This is a genomic window from Saliphagus sp. GCM10025334 (assembly GCF_042663485.1).
GTDB lineage: Archaea > Halobacteriota > Halobacteria > Halobacteriales > Natrialbaceae > Natronosalvus.
The window spans coordinates 1,313,329-1,330,440 of sequence record NZ_JBHTAF010000001.1; the positions used below are offsets into that span (position 1 = coordinate 1,313,329).

The following is a 17,112-nucleotide window of genomic DNA, read 5'->3' on the forward strand; positions in this document are numbered from 1 at the left end:
TGGGTTCGCTGGGGAGATCTGGGTCGAGGTCGGGATCAGTGTCGGGGTCGGATCACCCTGCCTTCGACAGTACGGACGTGAGGTCGTCCCTGCAGGGGGGCGAACCGACCAGCAGGAGCGACATTTCGGGGGTATCCATGATAATAGCGATCGATTCCCACATATTAAAGCGGTTGTGGCTTTCTCGAAACGCCGTCGGGGCCTGCTCGAATCAGTCGCTCGCCGCCGTCCCGTCGATCGTCGCTGAGCGCGTCGGCACGTCGGCCGTTGGGATCTGCATCCTGACGACGGTGCCTCGCGGATCGTTCTCCTGGAAGGTCAACTGCCCACCGGACTGGGTGATCACCCAGTTGACGAGCCACAGTCCGAGCCCGCTGGCGTGACGGAGCTGGGTGATCTCTTCGTCTTCCTGCAAGAGCGCACGCTCTTCCCCGGGGATACCGGGGCCGTCGTCGGCAACTGTGAGCGTGAGCGTATCGTCGTCGTCCACCTCGAGACCGATCTCGATCGTCGGTTCCTCCCGATCGCTGTGTTCGATGGCGTTCTCGAGGACGTGATAGATCGCGTCGGCGAGGAGTTCGTCGGCGCGAGCGTGTGCTCGATCGGGGAGCGTACAGCCGACGTCCACGGCCGGGTACTCCGCGTCGATTCGGTCGAGAGCGGTTTCGACGCAGTCGACGACGTCGACGGGGCCGGTCGCCGCGCCGTCGCGATCCAGCGTTCGTTCGACCGCTCGGGTCTTCTCGGCGAGGCTGATGAGTTCGCCAGCCCGTTCCTGAATCGCTTCGGCAAAGTCCCGGTCGTCGTCGTCCTCGACGGCTTCCGCGAGCATTTCCGCGCAGCCGTTGATGATGTTCATGCCGTTTCGCAGGTCGTGTCGGAGGACGCGATTCAGGATCTCGACACGTTTTTGATGCTGTTTCTGGGCCGTGATGTCGGTGTAGAGGCCGAACGCGCGGTCAGTCGAACCGTTCGTGTCCATCGGGACGACCCGCATCATGAAGTCGCGAAGCCCGTCGCTCGTCCGACGCTTGACCTCCGCCTCGACGGCTTCCCCCTGCGTCCCACGCTCGTTGATCTCCTGGGCGTGCCCGAAGCGATCGGGAGGCACGATGAACGAATCGAGCGGTTCCTCGAGCAGTTCGGACTCCTCGTACCCGAAGATTCGCTCGAACGCCGGGTTCACCTGCTCGACGATCGGACCCTCGGGGACGCGCTTCGTGCTGACGATCGCGTCAGGGACGTTCTCGAAGAGCGCGGCGAAGCGGTCGCGTTCCGCCTTGAGTCGGGTTTCGAACGCGAGGCGATCGAGCGTGTCAGAGACGTGCGAGAGCAACAACTCGGTCAGTTCCTGGTCGGCCCGGTCGAACGCACCCACGTCCGTCGAGACCGCCTGGAAGATGGCGCGGTCGCCGATCGGCGCGCTCAGCACCGATCGGTAGGAGTCGCGTTCGGGGGTCGCCTCCTCGTCGGCTCTGAGGTCGTCCAGCCGGTACGTTCGGTCGTTTCGATAGGTCTTCCCGGCGATGCCCTCGTCGATCGGTGCGCGACTCGAGAACCCGTCCTCGTGGATCGTCGAGGAGACGGCGACGGTCTCGAGGTACTCGCCGTCGACGCGGTCGACGACGCAGACGTCGAACTCGAGGACGTCCTCGGCGGTTTCGACGGTGAGGTCGTAGACGTCCTGGGGCGTTTCACACGAGTCGAGGCGGGAGGCGATCTCGTGGAGTTTCGCCATCTTCTCCCGATGATCGACGAGCTCTCGTTCCATCACCTTTCGATCGGTGACGTCCCGGAGGATGCCGACGCTACCGGAGAGGTCGCCCGCGCCCTGGAGGAGGGTGGTGTTGACCTCGCAGGGGACGATGTCCCCGCTTGCGGTGACGATGTCGACGTCGTAGGTTGCTACCTCGTCTCCGCCGCCGTCTTCGTCGCTAGCAGCGAGCCGTTCGACCTCACGGACCCCGCGCTCGAAGCTCTCCTCAGTGAGTACCTCGGAGGCGTGGAGTCCGACGAGGGTATTCCGGTCGTAGCCGGTGATATCGACCATCGTGTCGTTGACCGTGACGAGTGTTCCCTCGGTGTCGACGGCGTACAGGCTGTCGCCAACGGCTTCGACGACAGTCTTCGCTCGCTCGAGTTCGCGCTCGCGGGCGGCCTGGTCGAAGGCAGCTTCGGCCGTCGCCGCGAGAATTTGTATCAGGGTGAGGTCGGTCTCCTCGATCGTGGCGGGGCCGGACGCGGCGACGGTCAGCAGGCCGTGCTCGCCGAGTGGGTAGATGACAGCGTTGCCGACCTCGTCGGTGAGGTCGTATGGGACCATCTCCGCGGAGGCGTCCTCGATGACGACCGGCGATCCGGATTCGTAGGTCGACCACAGCGGGTCGTCACCGGGACCGACCGGCGTAAACTGCACCGTTTGCTCCTCGAGTCGCTCACTCACGGCGACCAGGTCGAGTCGATTCGCGTCCTCGTCGTAGACCCGGATACCGGCGAGGACGTCGTCGATAATCTCGTCCGTCGCGTCGATGACGAGCGAGCCGATTTCGGCCTCCGAACTCGTCTGCATCAGCGCCTGGGTCGTCTCCTGGAGCGTCTCGAGTGCGAGCGACCGCCGGAACTCCGACGTCATGTCGCGGACGAACGAGAGGGCTCCCGTGACGGTGCCGTCAGCGTCGACGAGGGGCGTCGTGGACCACTCGCACCGAAACGACGTTCCGTCTTTGTCGACGTTTCGCGAGATGCCGTGGTTCGTACTCGGCTCGCCCTCGAGCCAGGTCGCCCACCAGTCGGTAATCGCCTCGCGTCTCTCCCGGGGGACGACGAGGTCGGTCGCGTGACGGCCCATCGCTTCCGCCGCGGTGTAGCCGAACAGGTCGGCCGCGGCGTCGTTCCAGTGGCGGACCTCGAATTCGGGGCTCCACTTGATGATCGCGAATGGCGACTGCTCGACGATGAGTTGGACGTGATCGGGAGACGACTCGAGGAACGGTTCGTTGCGCTCGTCGTGTGTTTTTGCGAGCGAAGACGAGTCGCTGGAGTCAGGGTGGGGGTTGGGGTCGAGTTCGGATTCTGAGTCCGAGTTGAGACCGGAGTCGGGTTCGGAATCGGAGCCGTGACCGAGGTCGGCGCCAGCATCGGTTTCCGTCTCGACGATCGCCTCGAGCACGCGGGTCACGAGCGTCTCGACCCCCTGTGACTTCGGAACGTAGCCGGTGACGCCAGCGGCGAGCGCCTCACCCGCGATGGCTTCGTTACCGGCGTCGGTGTAGACCACGACTGGAACCTCCGGCGCCCGCCGACGAATCGCCCGGAAGAGGTCGAGGCCGGTTCTCGTGGCGGAGCCGAGGTCGTACTCCGTAATGACGCAATCGGTGGACTCGAGTCGGTCGAGACACGCCTCGTCGCTCTCGACGCACTCGAGGTCGAGACCGACTGCTCGAACGGCGGAGGCGACGCGATCGGTGCAGTCGGGGTCGACGTAGATGACGCGGGTTCGTGTGTCCATGACTCGAGTTCCAGAACGGGTGCTGTCGTTCAGTTGCAATCTACAAGGAACGGCCCCGTCTTTAGTGTTCGATTCGACTCAGGAATTGAGTCCACTTTAAGCTATGGGAAATTAACGGTGGTGAGGGCTCGTGAAGCGTTTTTACCGGATACCCCTGACGAGAACCCATCGAGAGACCGCCGCGACCGCCTGCAACACATTTATAATCGCCGCCACGATTGGTATTGTATAATATGGGCAATACTGATATCGACGCATCCGAGGTCGCCCGCCGCATCGTCGACGACGACGAGAGTCTGTTCGTTCTCGACGTCCGCAACGAGGACGACTACGAGGAGTGGCAGATTCCAGCCAGCACGAACGTCCCGGTCTACGACGAACTGCTCGAGTACGACTACTCGGGGCTCGAAGATCACCTCGAAGATCTCCCCGAGGACGAGGAGATCGCCGTCGTCTGCGTCGCGGGCGTCACGTCCGCCCGCGCCGCCGAATTCCTCCGCGACCACGGGTTCGACGCGAAGTCGATCCCCGACGGAATGAACGACTGGGGTCGCGTCCACCGGGAGTACGAAATCCCCGATGCCGAAGGCGTCGTACAGATCGTCCGACTTGGCACCGGTTGTGTGTCCTACCTCGTCCACGACGGCGAGGAAGCCGTCGTCGTCGATCCGACCCAGTACGTCGACCGGTACCTGGGCCTCGCCGACGACCGGGATCTCGAGATCGTCGGCGTCGTCGACACGCACGCCCACGCCGACCACGTCTCCGGAGCGCGCCGACTGGCCGGCGAACTCGACGTCCCGTACCACCTCCACGCAGCGGACGCGGGCGAACTCGAGACGATCACGGCCCTCGCAGACGGCGACGCGATTTCGGTCGGCGATCGGGAACTCGAAACGATGCACACGCCCGGCCACACGCCCGGAAGTGTCTCGTTGCGCTTCAGCGACGCGCTCCTCTCCGGGGACACGCTGTTCCTCCGGAGCGTCGGCCGCCCCGACCTCGAGGACGGGTCCGAGGACGCCATCCGCGGGGCGTCCGGCCAGTTGTTCGACAGCCTCGACGGTCTCCTCGATCTCCCCGACGAGACCATCGTCCTCCCCGGGCACTTCAGCGACGAGGACGTGCGCCCGCTCGCGACCGAACTCGGCGACCTCCGGGCGGAGACGACGAACGAACTCCTGGGGTACGTCGAAGACGGTAACGAAGAGGCGTTCGTCGAAACCATCGTCGAGAGCCTCTCCGACGAACCCCCGAACTACAACGAGATCAAGCAGATCAACTGGGGCAAAGAACAGCCCGGCGGCGACGTCGAAACCCTCGAGCTCGGACCCAACAACTGCGCCGCCAACTGAGCCGTCGTCGTTCGTCCGCTCGAGCGGAGTCGGTTCGAGTGCAGTCCACTCGATCAGGGGCCACTCGAGTAGAGTCCGCTCGAGGCAGACCCCCGTCGTCGATTACCCCTCGAGGGCCCGTTCGAACCCGCGCAGAATCTCCTGTCCGTCCGTCCCGCCGACGTCCGGGAGCGTCGCCCGTTCGGGGTGGGGCATCAGTACTGCCACCGTCTCGCTCTCGCCTAGCACGCCCGCAACGTTGTGTTTCGAGCCATTCGGATTGGCGTCGTCGGTGAGGTTGCCCTCGGCGTCACAGTACCGAAAGAGGACGCGGTCCTCGGTCTCGAGGCGAGTGAGGCGATCCTCCTCGATCTCGAAGCGGCCCTCGCCGTGTGCGATCGGGATCTCGATCACGTCGCCCTCCTCGAAGGCGGCCGTCCAGGGCGTGTCGGTTCGTTCGACTCGCAGGAAGACGTGCTCACACTGGAAACGGGCGCTCTCGTTCGTCGTGAACGCCCCCTCGGTCAGGCCGGACTCGCAGCCGACCTGGGCGCCGTTACAGATCCCGAGGACGGGGACGCCCTCGGCGGCGGCCTCGCGTACGTCCTCGAGGATCGGGGACCGGGCGGCCATCGCGCCCGCGCGAAGGTAGTCTCCATAGGAGAAGCCGCCGGGGAGAACGATGCCCGTCGTGTCCGCGGGGAGGCCGTCCTCGTGCCAGACGATTTCGGCGTCGATGTCCAGGTGCTCGAGGGCGGCTTCGGCGTCGCGGTCGCAGTTCGAGCCGCCGAAGCGGACGACGGCGACCGTCACCGTCGGCACCCCCTGGTGTGGCGAGTCCCGGTCGGCGTCGGCATGGGCACCGGCATCGACGCACGTGCAACCGTCATCTATCGCTCGTCGACCGCCACGTCGTAGTCGTGGATGGTCGGGTTCGCGAGCAGTCGTTCGGCCATCTCGTCGGCTCGATCGGCCGCCTCGTCGGCCGACGCCGCCTCGAGGTCGATCTCGAAGCGATCGGCCGAGCGAAGCGCCTCGAGCGAGAATCCCAGTCGCTCGAGGGCACGGCGGGTGGTCTCGGCCTCGGGGTCGAGGACGCCGCGTTTGAGTCGGACGGTCACCGTGGCGGTGTAGGCGGTCATCGTCTGAATCCCCGCATCCGTGCTCAAAAACGCTTTCGGGTTTGCCTCGTCATACACGTTCGTGGATAGTATCGACTGCTGCTCGAGATTCCGGAAGTTCTCGAGAGCAATCCGGGCGTTCGACGCCCGAGGGGAGCGCCAGGAGTTCGATCCGCGTCGGCGTGACGGCCGGCCATCCCGCATTCGATGGCGTGGCTCGACGGGTTGCGACGCAGAATCGACAAGGCGGCGTTCGTGAGGACGAAAACGGACGTCAGACCAGCGCGGCCTCGAGTTCGACGAGTGCGCCGTCGACGGCCTCCTGGTCCGCGTCCGGAATCGAAACGCGGTCACCCCGGAGGAGCGAGATGAGTTTCTGGCCCTGTCTGACCGTGATCGTGTCGTCGTCGGCCTCGATGCTCTCGACGATCTGGACGAGCCACGCCGGGACGGTTCGCTCGTCCTCGAGGTACGTGTCGGCACGCTGGACGAGGGCGTGGTGAACGACCCAGCGCTCTTCGCGCGAGAGGTCGACAGTGCGGCTATCGGCTTCCTGTGGAGGTGTACTCATCGTGTCACGGGTCGGCTCTACCGACCACTGGCCGACAGTAAGGACCGTCCACTAATAAGCCTTGTCGCTTGTTAACATACCTGTGAGTCACTCACCGGGTGTCCCGCCGCATCGCAATCTCGAACCAGGGACAGAGGCGAAGTTGTCGGTACCACTCGGGATGGGCCGAGAGCCGCTCGTACGGCACCCACATGAGCCCCGCGACCTCCTCCTCGTCCGGATCGAGCGTCGTGTCGTGGAGCGTCACCTCGAGGACGGCACAGACCTCGTGCTCGACGCCCGCGTTCTCGAAGTACCGCTTGTACTCGAAGCGGTCGGTGAGCCGGACGTCCTCGTACTGATCCGGTGTGATGCCGAGTTCCTCCTCGAGTCGCTGGCGCGTCGCATCCTCCTGGCTCTGACCCTCGACGGGGTGGGAGGCGACCGTCCCGTCCCAATAGGTCCCCCAGAGGCGCTTTCCGGGGGCTCGCTGGGCGAGCAGGATGTTGTCGTCCTGGTCGAACACGAGCGACGTAAAGGCCCGGTGGCGCGTCCCCTCGCCGGTGTGAGCCTCGAGGCGGTTGACCAGGCCGAGTTCGGTGTCGTCGGCGTCGACCGCGATCACGTCCTGGGCGGCGTTCTTGTGTGGCAGTTCTTCGGAATCCGTCGACTCGTTCATACGACAACTGAACGGGGCGTCCGTAAAACCAGTATCGGCTTTCGAGAGGAGATCTCTCGAGATTTGAGGAGAGGAGACCCTCGAGGCCGACCCTACAAGCCCGCACCCTCGGCGTCCGGGTTCGACGCGTAGTCGTCCCCCACGACGACCGAAATCGCCCCCGGAAGGGTCTCGAGATCGAGTTCCTCGGCCGCGAGCACCTCGCCGTCGAGGCTGTAGGTGATTGGCTCGTCGTGGAGGCTCTCGATCGTTACCCGCGGCACGCGGTGGCGGACGATCCCATCTGCATCCAGGTCGAAGAGGTGATCGAGCGCCGTCGCGCCGACCATCGACGGCATCGACGCGTTCTCGACGAGGGTCACCTCGAGCAACCCGTCCTCGGCGTGGGCCTGCGCCTGGCGCCGGCCGAACCGGCGGCAGTTCCCGATGAACGCGAGCGCGACGTCGCCCTCCCAGACGGCGGACGTCTCTGCGTCGGCGTTCTCGAGGGTGACCCGCAACGGCGCCCCGTTGTAGTTCGTCGCCGTCTCGATCGTCTTGAGTACGTACGCGAGCACGCCGAATCGCCGTTTGCTCTCGGAGTCGGTCTCGAGGCTGGCTTCGGCGGTCAGCCCGCCGATACAGGAGTTTAGAAACGCGCGGTCGTTGGCTCGCCCGAGGTCGAGGCGCCTTCGTCGGCCCGACTCCGCCAGCGAGAACGCCTCGCCGATGCTCTCGATGCCGAGGTTCGACGCGGCGTTGTTGCCCGTTCCGGCGGGGACGATCAGCAGCGTCGGCCAGCTCTCGACCCCTGACTCGACGAATCCGTCGACGACCTCGTTCACCGTCCCGTCGCCACCGGCCGCCGCGACGAGTTCCGTCCCACTTTCCGCCGCTTCGCGAGCGTACTCGCGGGCGTCACCTTCGGCTTCGGTTACGCGCAATTCCCACCCGCCGTCTGCCGCGAGGCCGTGAACCTGCTCGAGGTGGTCCTCGCTCCCGCTCACCGGGTTGCAGATCACGACTCTGTCGGTCGGTTCGGCGGCCCCGGAACCGTCTGCTCGGAGCGATCCAGGAGGGACCCTCGGGACGTGCATGCCAACACAACCTTTCCCCAAAACAAAAACCCTCCCCCATCGTTGTCCAGGATATGTTCGCCGTCGATTTACACGCACATACCCGGTTCTTCCACGGCCATCGGGGACTCGGGGATCGGTACGATCCAATCGGCGTCTCGCTCCTCGCTCGTACTGCCCGTTGGCGCGGACTCGACGGCGTCGCGACGACCAATCACGACTACTACACCCCCTTCGAGCGCGAGGCCGCCACGGTCGTTCCCGGCATCGAGGTCACGACAACCCGCGGGCACGTCCTCGTCGTCGGACCGAACCCGCCTCGTGAGACGGTCCCGCTCGAGTACACCCCCGCGGAGGTGGTCGACATGGCCCACGACCGGGGCTGTGCGGCCATCGTCGCCCACCCGTTTCGAAACAGCACGGTGACCGACGTCCAGGACCTCCCGTTCGACGCCATCGAGATCAACGGCAAACACCCCCGGACGCAGCCGCTGGTCGAGCGACTCGCGGCCGAACACGACGTCCCGCTCGTCGCCGGGAGCGACGCCCACTACCCGGTCGAGGTCGGGCGAGCGTACACGCGAATCGACGCCGACGAACTGACCCCCGAGTCGGTCGTCGAGGCGATCCGGGACGACCGTGTCGAGGCGGTCGTCGATCGACGGCCCGTCGACCGATTTATCCGACGCTGGTACCGGGCGATCCACAGCCGAAAGCACCCGAACGACCTGCTCTCGAAGCCGACACCCGGTGTCGGTGAACCACCGCAGAGTTAGTCTGATTTCTCGAGGATCAGCCCAGTTTCTCCTCGAGAATCAACCGCGTCTTGGTGCTCACGACCTCCTCCTGCTCGCGCGCCTGCGTGATGAGTTCGTTGACGCTGCGCGTGTCGGCGGCGTCGACGACGAGTACGACGTCCTGTTCGCCCGAGACCTGCCAGACGAAGTCGACTTCCGCCCACTCGGCCATACGCTCGGCGATGCTCGCGGTGTCGACGTCGACGGCGACGCTGATTTCGATCATCGCCTTGACGTTCCCCGTGCGCGTGGTGACGGTGAATCGTTCGATCACGCCGTCGGCGTTCATGCGTTCGACGCGGTTTCTGACCGTCCCCTCGCTCGTTCCAACCTCTTCGGCGATCTCCGTGTACGGCGTGCGGGCGTCTCGCCGGAGAATGTTCAGGATGTGTCGGTCGAGGTCGTCCATTGAGATTTGACTGTTCGGACGGCACCTACTTGTCGATTACGAATTTCGTAACAATACTTCGAAGGCAACACTTATGGTGGGCCGTACAATACGTATCTCGTAATGAACCCGGCCTACGTTGCGCTGGAGAGCGGTCACGTACTCGAGGGACGTGCTCGTGCTCCGGGTACCGCACGCGGGGAACTGGTTTTCACAACAGCATACACCGGCTACGAGGAGAGTCTCACCGACCCCTCCTACGAGGAACAGATCCTCACCTTCTCGTACCCGCTGATCGGCAACTACGGCGTCCGCGAAGAGCGCTTCGAGTCCGATCGAATCCACCCGCGAGCCGTCCTGGCCCGCGAGCTCACCGACGACGTCGCCGACTGGCTCGCGTCCGAGGGCGTTCCGGCCGTCGACCACCTCGACACCCGCGACGTCGTGACCGACGTCCGCGAGGGCGGCGCCATGAAGTGTGGCATCGCCGTCGGCGAAGACGTCACCCCAGACGACGCCCGCGCGGAACTCGAGCGGTGTGAGGCGATGAGCGATCACACCGAAATCGGCGCACAGGTCAGCGTCGACGAACCCGTGGTCCGCGGCGCCGACAACGACGGCCCGACCGTCGCGCTCGTCGACTGCGGCGCGAAGGGATCGATCGTCGACTCGCTGCTCGCCCGCGACGCCACGGTTCACGTCCTCCCCCACGACGCGAGCACCGCAGACGTCGAGGCCGTCGACCCGGACGTCCTGTTCGTCTCGAACGGCCCCGGCGACCCGGTTAACTTCGAGGCCGCGATCGACCTCGTCCAGGAATTCGTCGAGGACACCCCCGTAGCCGGCATCTGCCTCGGCCAGCAGATCGTCGCCGAGGCCCTGGGCGGGGCCACCGAGAAGATGACCTTCGGCCACCGCGGCGTCAACCAGCCCGTGCTCGACCTCGAGTCCGGCCGGGTCGTGATGACGACCCAGAACCACGGCTACACCGTCGCCGAACCCGGCGACCACCTCGAGGTCACCCAGCTCAACGTCAACGACGACACGCCCGAAGGTCTCGACGGCATCGAGTACGACGTGCTCACTCGCCAGTACCACCCCGAAGCGAACCCCGGTCCCGAGGACACCCTCGACTTCTTCGACGACGTCCTCGCGATGGCCACCCCTCGACGTTCCCCTCGTGCGATCCCGGCTGACGACTGAGCGACCTCGTCAGCCGTAGGTCGGTTCGTCCCCGCCGAACCGATCACGACGACCGTGTTCTACCCGCGTTCGAATCGACGTCCACACACCCGTATGGGAACTGAAAAACAGAAGATGGTAGCCGGGGAGCTGTACGACCCCGCCGATCCCGAACTCGTGGCCGACCGCGAGCGGGCTCGAGGACTCACGCGTCGCTACAACCGGATGGCCGAGAGCGGTGGCAACGACGGTGACGGCGACAGCGACGGGACGACTGACGGCGACGGGACGGCCGACAGCAACGGTGACAGCGACCACCGACGACAGATACTCGAGGAACTCCTCGGATCGATCGGCGGCGAGTGCCAGATCGAGCCACCCTTTCGCTGCGATTACGGGTACAACGTCCACATCGGCGAGGACTTCTTTGCGAACTACGACTGCGTCGTCCTGGACGTCTGTCCCGTGGAGTTCGGCCGAAACTGCCTGCTCGGACCCGGCGTCCACGTCTACACGGCGACGCACCCGCTCGAGGCCACCGCGCGACGCGAAGGGCTCGAGTACGGAAAGCCAGTTGCGGTCGGCAACGACGTCTGGATCGGCGGCCGGGCGGTGCTCACTCCCGGCGTGACGGTCGGCGACGCCGCCGTCGTCGCGGCCGGCGCGGTCGTGGTCGACGACGTGCCGGCGGGCGTCGTGGTCGGCGGGAATCCCGCGCGGGTGATCAGGGAGGTACCGTCTGCGGAGGGAGCAGAAGAGGAGTAGTCACTTGCGAAGGATCCAGGCAACCAGCACGACCGCCAGCAGCGCCGCCCCCAGCGCCGCCGCCGCGAGCCGTCGATCGACGACGAGGACGTCGCTCGCCGCCCAGCGGTAGAGGCCGACGCTCCCGAGTGCGACCGCGCCACCGGTCGCGACCGCGACGAGTGCGTGGACGAGTTCGGCCCGCATCGTCGCCGCGTCCCGCCCAAGTTCGGCGCGGAGCCCGTCCGCGTACTCGCCGACGTCCCAGACGACGAACGCGCCGGCGGCCGTCCAGATCGCCGCCTCCGTCCGGCCGATGACCGCGAGCGAGCTAGCGAGGCCGAGAATCGCCATCGCCGCCAGCGCCGAACCGACCGCCCGCGGCGACAGGAGGCGAATCGCTCGAAGCAACGAGACCGTCCCGAACAGCGACGAGAGCATCCCCAGTGCGACGAGCAGGACGGCGACGACGAGCGCGATCGGCGGGAACTCGAGCAACAGGTCCGCGACCACCTGCGGTTCGATCTGGCGAACCAGGGCCTCGAGCGACGCCTCGACGGCGGGCGTGGCGAGCACCGACGCGAGCGCGAGCGTCAGCACGACCCCGCCGACCATCGGGGCTGCCAATCGAGCGACGACCGCGGCCAGCCCCCGCCGTAGCGCCCGTCGAGTCCACTCGAGGGCAACCACAAATGCGGCAACGGCGAGGAGGACGAGGAAAAGAGTTCGAAGCTCCCGCGCGACGACGACCGTGGCCAGCGCCTCGCCGGCCGGTGCCGGCACGGTCGCCGCGAGTTCCCGGGGCGAGAGCGGAACGTCCGAGAACTGCTCGAGCAGCGCCGGAAGCACCACGACCCCGGAAAGACCGACCAGCGCCACACGGATCGCGATCGAGTTGCCGCGGCGAACGGCGCCGGCGATCCGCGAGACGGTCTCGCGCCGATCGGGCGGGACGAGGCGTTCGATCGGGACGTAGCCGACCGTCACGAAGACGGCCCCGGCCGTCACCAGGACGAGCCCGAAGAACGAGACGGTCGCCAGGGTCTGGCCTGGCTCGAGGAGGACGTCACTGGCGGCCCCCGTCACTTCGGCGACCGCCGGCCCCGCACGCTCCCTGACGCCGGCCTCGGGGAGCACGCGAACGACGACCACGACCACGACTCCGAGCGCGGCGAGCGTCGTGGCCCTGGCGGCCGCACGGACCCCGCCGTCACCCAGTCGGTCCCACGACGCCAGCGTCCCGGCGAGGGCGGCGACGACGAGCGACCAGACGGTCACCGCCGCGAACGGGCCGAAGCCGGCGACGCCGACGGCGAATGCCCAGGCGATGGTTACGGGGACGGCGACCAGGACGGCCGCGGGGACGGCGAGCGCCCCACCGACGGCGCGACGCACCGGGCGGTCACTCCCGAGCAGGGTGGCGACCAGCGCCGCGCCGATGCCGCCGACCGTCGCGACGGCCGCGAGACGGGTGCCGATCAGGGACCCGCCGACGGCGAGACAGATGGCGAGCGTGAGCACGAGGGTCGCGACGTCGCTCGTCGTCGGTTGCGCCAGGGCGCCTCGAACGGCCCCGAGTACGGCACTCGTTCCACGTTTCCCGGCCGCGCTCGCGGCGGTTCGGGCCGACTCGAGGCGCGAGTGGTCGCGTGTCCCGTGATCGCCGCTCGGACTCGGCCTCGTAGTCGGACTCAAGCGCGTACTATCGACTCGAGTCGATGTACTTGATTCGGTTCCGCCGTCGGTCCGTATGCGAGGGTCGCCTCCAGCAGCTGCATCGCTTCGGACGGCTCCATCCGCACTCGCGTCCGTCTCGAGCCCCGTCATCGGGCACCCCCCATCGCACGGATCGCCCGGGCCAGTTCGACCGACAGCGGATCGACCGGGTCCCAGTCGACGACGACGGAGCCGAGCCCGCGGAGGTCGTCGATGCGATTCCGGCGTTCGATGCCGGCGATTTCCGTTCCCGGCGATCGGTCGCCGCCAGACACGCTGGTCGTCATGTCCGGGCTCACGACGGTCACCGTCCGCCCGCGGAGGCGAAGCTGTTCGACCAGGTCGACCGCCGCGTCGTCCGTGAGCGGGCTACAGAGGACGACCTGCGCGTTCCGGGGGAGACGCGTCTCGAGGTCGGTCGCGAGCGTCCCGCCGTCGGCGGCGAGGCGGCTCGCGGTGCCGTTACCGGACACGTCGCCGACCGCGTCGTCCACACGCCGACGAACGTCGTCGCCACCGCCGGGGTCGATCCACACGTCGTCCTCGAGCGTCGCGAACCCGGTTCGGTTGCCGTCCTCGAGCGAGGCGAGTACGCCGCGCGAGGCGGCGTACAGCGTCAGGTCGTGCGAGTCGGGGCCGCCGGAGCGTGACTCGCGGTGGACGCCGGCGCGGTCGTCGACGAGGAAGACCATCGTGACGGCGCGCTCCTCGCGGTGTTCGATCGTCGCGAGGTCGCCCGTCCGGGCGAGGCGGTGCCAGTCGATCCGGTTGATCGGATCGCCGTGGCGGTACTCCCGGGCCGCGTAGAACTCGATCCCGTTCCCACCCTCGTCGGTCGGCGTCCGCCCGACGAAGCGGATCGTCCGGTCACGAACGGCGAACGAGTCCAAGAGTGTCTCGCAGGTCAGCGAGCCGTCGCCCTCAGCGTCGGGTTCGAACGTCTCGAGCGCGCTCGCGGCGAGGTTTCGGACGCGAACGCGGGGCGTGCCGAACGCGTACTGCCCCCGGGGTGGCAGCACCTCGTACTCGTGGCTGACGGTTTCGCCGGGACGAATCGCGGTGGCGAGGGCGCTCGAGCCGGCGACCACCGGCACGTCCTCGGGGACGGCGTCAACCACCCGGACGTCGGGGAGCACCCGGTCGCCCTCGTTGGTCACCGAGAGGGTGACGGAAACCGGCTGGCCGGGTCGGGGTCGATCGTCGTCGAGGGTTCGCTCGACGGCGAGGTCGGTCGACGGCGCGCCGCTCGCGACGCCGACCAGGACGTACCCCAGCGGAACGACGGCGACCACGAACAGCGCGGGCGCGCCCAGCACCACCGCGAGAAGGCAGATCGCGAGGGCGACGACGATGGCACTCTGCCATCGGGGGACGCGACTCATCGCGGGTCCCCCCGTCGTTCGCTCTCGATGGAGTGGTCTCGAATCGCCTCGACCGCCTCGATTGCGTGTTCGAGCCCGCGCGTGAAGGGATCGGCCGTGCTGCAGAGGTCGATCAGCCAGAGCGACAGCGGCGTCGACGGGCCGTCCTCGTCGGCGAGGAAGGCGGCCGCCCGCCGATCGTCGGTCCAGGTACCCGCCCGGATCGCCGCCACGGCGTCCGCCCGGTCCAGCCCGGTGTGAGTCGCGTAAGTGTCAGCGGCGAGCGCGCGAAGCGCCTCGACGAGTTCCGTTCGGGCCTGGTCGCGAACCGGGCGAGGCTCGTCGTCGTACGCCGTCGCGCGATCGATCCAATCGTCGTAGACCGCGCCAGCGAGTCGGGACGAGGTATCGGTCAGCGAGCGTGAGCCGGCGAATGGCTCGGTCGAACTCGCATCGAGTGGCCGCGGCGCGTCGACTCGGAACCGGCCAGCGGCCGTGATCGTCGGGGCGACGACCAGGAGGACGACCGCGAACGCCAGCACCAGGTGGGTGGGGTTCAGGGTCGAGAGCACCGACTCGAGTTCGGGAACCGCCTCGAGCACGGTCGCCGGGCGGTACAGCAGGCCCGCACCGAGCGCGAGCAGTCCGGTCGCGAGGGCGGTTCCGGCGAGCAGGCCGAGCGTCGATGGGCGACGGCTCACGGTTCACCCGTTGAGTTCTCGTTCGGACTTCCGTTTGCATCCCGGCTCGGGTCCCGGTTCTCGTCACCGTTCGCGTCGCTCCTTGCGTCGTCCGTCGGTTCGTCGCTCGTTCCGTCGTCCGCCGATTCGTCGTCCGCCGATTCGTCGTCCGCCGCCAGCGACGACCGAATCGTCGCTTGAGCGGCCGTCGTTCGTTCGAGTCGCCGCGCCGGGTCCCGGCCGCCGTACTCGACGTCGCGGAAGGCGTCCGTAATCGTCTCGACCGGTTCGGCGGGCACGCCCCGGGCCTTCGCCCCTTCGGCGACGTCCGTGGGGGTCGCGACCCGCAGTCGGGACACGGTCGAGACCGAGGCCACGTCCGCGAACGCCTCGCGGATGCGTACGCGAGCGGTCGGTCGGTCGTCTGGCGTGGCGGTCCCGGCGTCGGTCCCGGTTGCCTCGCCGCCGACGAACGGGAGCGACGCTCGCACGGAGCGAGCTTTCGTCCCCACCCCGGCGAGGATCCCGGCGACTGCTCCGAGGAGGAGTCCCGGCAACTCGGCGATCGATCGAAGGCCGCACAGCGCCTCGTAGGCTCGCTCGAGCGCCCGCGAGCAGGCGACGACGACGCCCATCGCGAGCGCCAGCAGGTGACTAGGGAGCGCTCGAAGTGTCGCGATCGGGTCGTCCTTCCGCAGGAAGACGTAGCCGACGACGACCGCCAGTGCGACGGCCAGGAGCGTCAAGATCGGTCGCTCGCCAGCCGGCCCCAGCGAATTCTCGAGCGAGTCGGTCACGCTGTTCGTGTCTTCCTCGGCGCTGTCCGTTCCGTCGTCTTCGGCGCCGTTTGTCTCGCCATCCGAAGCGTCGGTAGCGCCGGTGGCGTCGCTCGCGCTTGAGTCTTCGGTTCCGCCCGACGTCTCGGGGTCCGACTCGCCGCCGTCGCGACTCGCGTCCAGGTCGTCGGTCGGAGCATCGCCTTCGGCGTCGTCGGGGACAGCGCCCTCGTCCCACGCCTCGTCGCCGGCGTTCGCGTCGAACCCGTCGCCCGAGTCGGGTTCGTCGCCCGTACTCGAGCCGTCGGTCGCCTGGTCGTCGCCCCACGGAGACTCGCTATCGAGGCTTCCACCATCGTAACTTTCGCCGTCGATACCTCCCTCAGAACCGTCTACCGTCGTCTCACCGCCGGCCCCATCGCCCTCGAGCGAAATCGACCGGGCGCGTTGGTCGGTAACGAGGTCGCCGTAGCCGCCCTCGAGTCCGTCCGCCGAGGTCGGCACGTCAAGCAATCCGCCGGACGTCGTCGGCTCGTCGGCCATCCCAACCGCGTCTTCGGGAGCGGCTTCCTCGAGAGTCTGGGGATCGTCGAACGCGTTCGACTCGAGGCCCCCGGGGTCGTCGTACGCGCCGGGATCGGAACCGGTGGCACCGGCGGCGAAGTCGCCCGGCGACCCACCGATAGCGGCGTAGATGCCCGCGAGTCCGAACAACGCGTCGCTCACGACGGGATTCGTCAGGAGGTCGTGCTGGCCCTCCATCGCCGAGAGGGCCGCCGCCTGTACGAGTTGGTTGTCGAGGGCGCCAGCACCAGCACCGCCACTGGCGCCAGTTCCTGTACCAGCACCGGAATCCCCCGTTCGAAGTCCGTCGCCGTCCGCACCCGACGCTCCGAGTTCGTCAGCCCGTCCGGCGAGATCGCCGTCGTCCGCCGCAGCCGCCTCGAGCATCGCCTCCTGGATCGCCCGGTCGTGCTCTGCGCTCGTCTCACCGTCGCCGAGCGCGGTCGCTACCGGGGAGTCCGCGGCGAGCATCGGCATCGCGCTCGCAGCCAGGACGATCCCGCCGATGGCACAACCGACGGCGAGAACGGCGAGGAGGCGAGACGCTCCGTCCGATCCAATCGTCATTCACGTGTGACATACCAGCAGGTCTACTTACGTCTTATTGCAGTTTACAGTGCGCAAGCGACGACCGAAGAATACGTGGCGACGGCTCTA

General features: G+C 67.5%; 15 protein-coding genes. 4 read left to right on the plus strand and 11 right to left on the minus strand.

What is annotated here, in order from left to right; translation table 11 throughout:
• Positions 1 to 211 precede the first annotated feature (211 nt).
• On the minus strand, positions 212 to 3,508 hold the full coding sequence (locus ACFQO4_RS06140; protein ID WP_500260054.1) for a PAS domain S-box protein: 3,297 nt from the start codon (positions 3,506 to 3,508) through the stop codon (positions 212 to 214).
• A gap of 233 nt (positions 3,509 to 3,741) precedes the next feature.
• Here ACFQO4_RS06140 and ACFQO4_RS06145 point away from each other — a divergent pair, with 233 nt between their 5' ends.
• The gene (locus ACFQO4_RS06145; protein ID WP_500260055.1) at positions 3,742 to 4,863 is read left to right on the plus strand and encodes an MBL fold metallo-hydrolase; all 1,122 of its coding nucleotides are present in this window, start codon (positions 3,742 to 3,744) and stop codon (positions 4,861 to 4,863) included.
• 102 nt (positions 4,864 to 4,965) lie between these two features.
• Here the strand turns inward: ACFQO4_RS06145 and purQ are convergent, their stop codons facing one another.
• The 5 genes from purQ to ACFQO4_RS06170 form a co-directional block, all read right to left on the minus strand.
• Complete coding sequence (gene purQ, locus ACFQO4_RS06150; protein WP_500260056.1) at positions 4,966 to 5,655, minus strand: phosphoribosylformylglycinamidine synthase I; 690 nt, start codon at positions 5,653 to 5,655, stop codon at positions 4,966 to 4,968.
• Between the two features lie 77 nt (positions 5,656 to 5,732).
• On the minus strand, positions 5,733 to 5,984 hold the full coding sequence (gene purS / locus ACFQO4_RS06155; protein WP_253432447.1) for a phosphoribosylformylglycinamidine synthase subunit PurS: 252 nt from the start codon (positions 5,982 to 5,984) through the stop codon (positions 5,733 to 5,735).
• 253 nt (positions 5,985 to 6,237) lie between these two features.
• The gene (locus ACFQO4_RS06160; RefSeq protein ID WP_500260057.1) at positions 6,238 to 6,534 is read right to left on the minus strand and encodes a DUF7853 family protein; all 297 of its coding nucleotides are present in this window, start codon (positions 6,532 to 6,534) and stop codon (positions 6,238 to 6,240) included.
• Positions 6,535 to 6,625: 91 nt separating this feature from the next.
• Positions 6,626 to 7,192, minus strand: coding sequence for an NUDIX hydrolase (locus ACFQO4_RS06165; protein WP_500260058.1), 567 nt, complete (start codon positions 7,190 to 7,192; stop codon positions 6,626 to 6,628).
• A 92-nt stretch (positions 7,193 to 7,284) separates the two neighbouring features.
• Complete coding sequence (locus tag ACFQO4_RS06170; RefSeq protein WP_500260059.1) at positions 7,285 to 8,268, minus strand: diacylglycerol/lipid kinase family protein; 984 nt, start codon at positions 8,266 to 8,268, stop codon at positions 7,285 to 7,287.
• 53 nt (positions 8,269 to 8,321) lie between these two features.
• Here ACFQO4_RS06170 and ACFQO4_RS06175 point away from each other — a divergent pair, with 53 nt between their 5' ends.
• Positions 8,322 to 9,023, plus strand: coding sequence for a PHP domain-containing protein (locus ACFQO4_RS06175; protein WP_500260060.1), 702 nt, complete (start codon positions 8,322 to 8,324; stop codon positions 9,021 to 9,023).
• A 16-nt stretch (positions 9,024 to 9,039) separates the two neighbouring features.
• Here ACFQO4_RS06175 and ACFQO4_RS06180 read toward each other — a convergent pair whose 3' ends face one another.
• Positions 9,040 to 9,453: an Lrp/AsnC family transcriptional regulator gene (locus tag ACFQO4_RS06180; RefSeq protein ID WP_254159320.1), complete on the minus strand. Its 414-nt coding sequence runs from the start codon at positions 9,451 to 9,453 to the stop codon at positions 9,040 to 9,042.
• 102 nt (positions 9,454 to 9,555) lie between these two features.
• Here ACFQO4_RS06180 and carA point away from each other — a divergent pair, with 102 nt between their 5' ends.
• Positions 9,556 to 10,635, plus strand: coding sequence for a glutamine-hydrolyzing carbamoyl-phosphate synthase small subunit (gene carA, locus ACFQO4_RS06185; RefSeq protein WP_500260061.1), 1,080 nt, complete (start codon positions 9,556 to 9,558; stop codon positions 10,633 to 10,635).
• Between the two features lie 93 nt (positions 10,636 to 10,728).
• Positions 10,729 to 11,379: a maltose acetyltransferase domain-containing protein gene (locus ACFQO4_RS06190; RefSeq protein WP_500260062.1), complete on the plus strand. Its 651-nt coding sequence runs from the start codon at positions 10,729 to 10,731 to the stop codon at positions 11,377 to 11,379.
• On the opposite strand, the gene ACFQO4_RS06195 is transcribed toward ACFQO4_RS06190, so the two are convergent.
• The 4 genes from ACFQO4_RS06195 to ACFQO4_RS06210 form a co-directional block, all read right to left on the minus strand.
• A complete protein-coding gene (locus ACFQO4_RS06195) occupies positions 11,380 to 13,053 on the minus strand; it encodes a DUF7519 family protein (protein ID WP_500260063.1) in 1,674 nt (557 codons plus the stop codon).
• 128 nt (positions 13,054 to 13,181) lie between these two features.
• Positions 13,182 to 14,456, minus strand: coding sequence for a DUF58 domain-containing protein (locus ACFQO4_RS06200; protein WP_500260064.1), 1,275 nt, complete (start codon positions 14,454 to 14,456; stop codon positions 13,182 to 13,184).
• Positions 14,453 to 15,136, minus strand: a complete 684-nt coding sequence (locus ACFQO4_RS06205; protein ID WP_500260065.1) for a DUF7269 family protein — start codon at positions 15,134 to 15,136, stop codon at positions 14,453 to 14,455. The genes ACFQO4_RS06200 and ACFQO4_RS06205 overlap by 4 nt, the downstream gene beginning before the upstream one ends.
• A complete protein-coding gene (locus ACFQO4_RS06210; protein WP_500260066.1) occupies positions 15,133 to 17,022 on the minus strand; it encodes an ICP22 family protein in 1,890 nt (629 codons plus the stop codon). The genes ACFQO4_RS06205 and ACFQO4_RS06210 overlap by 4 nt, the downstream gene beginning before the upstream one ends.
• Positions 17,023 to 17,112: the final 90 nt, after the last annotated feature.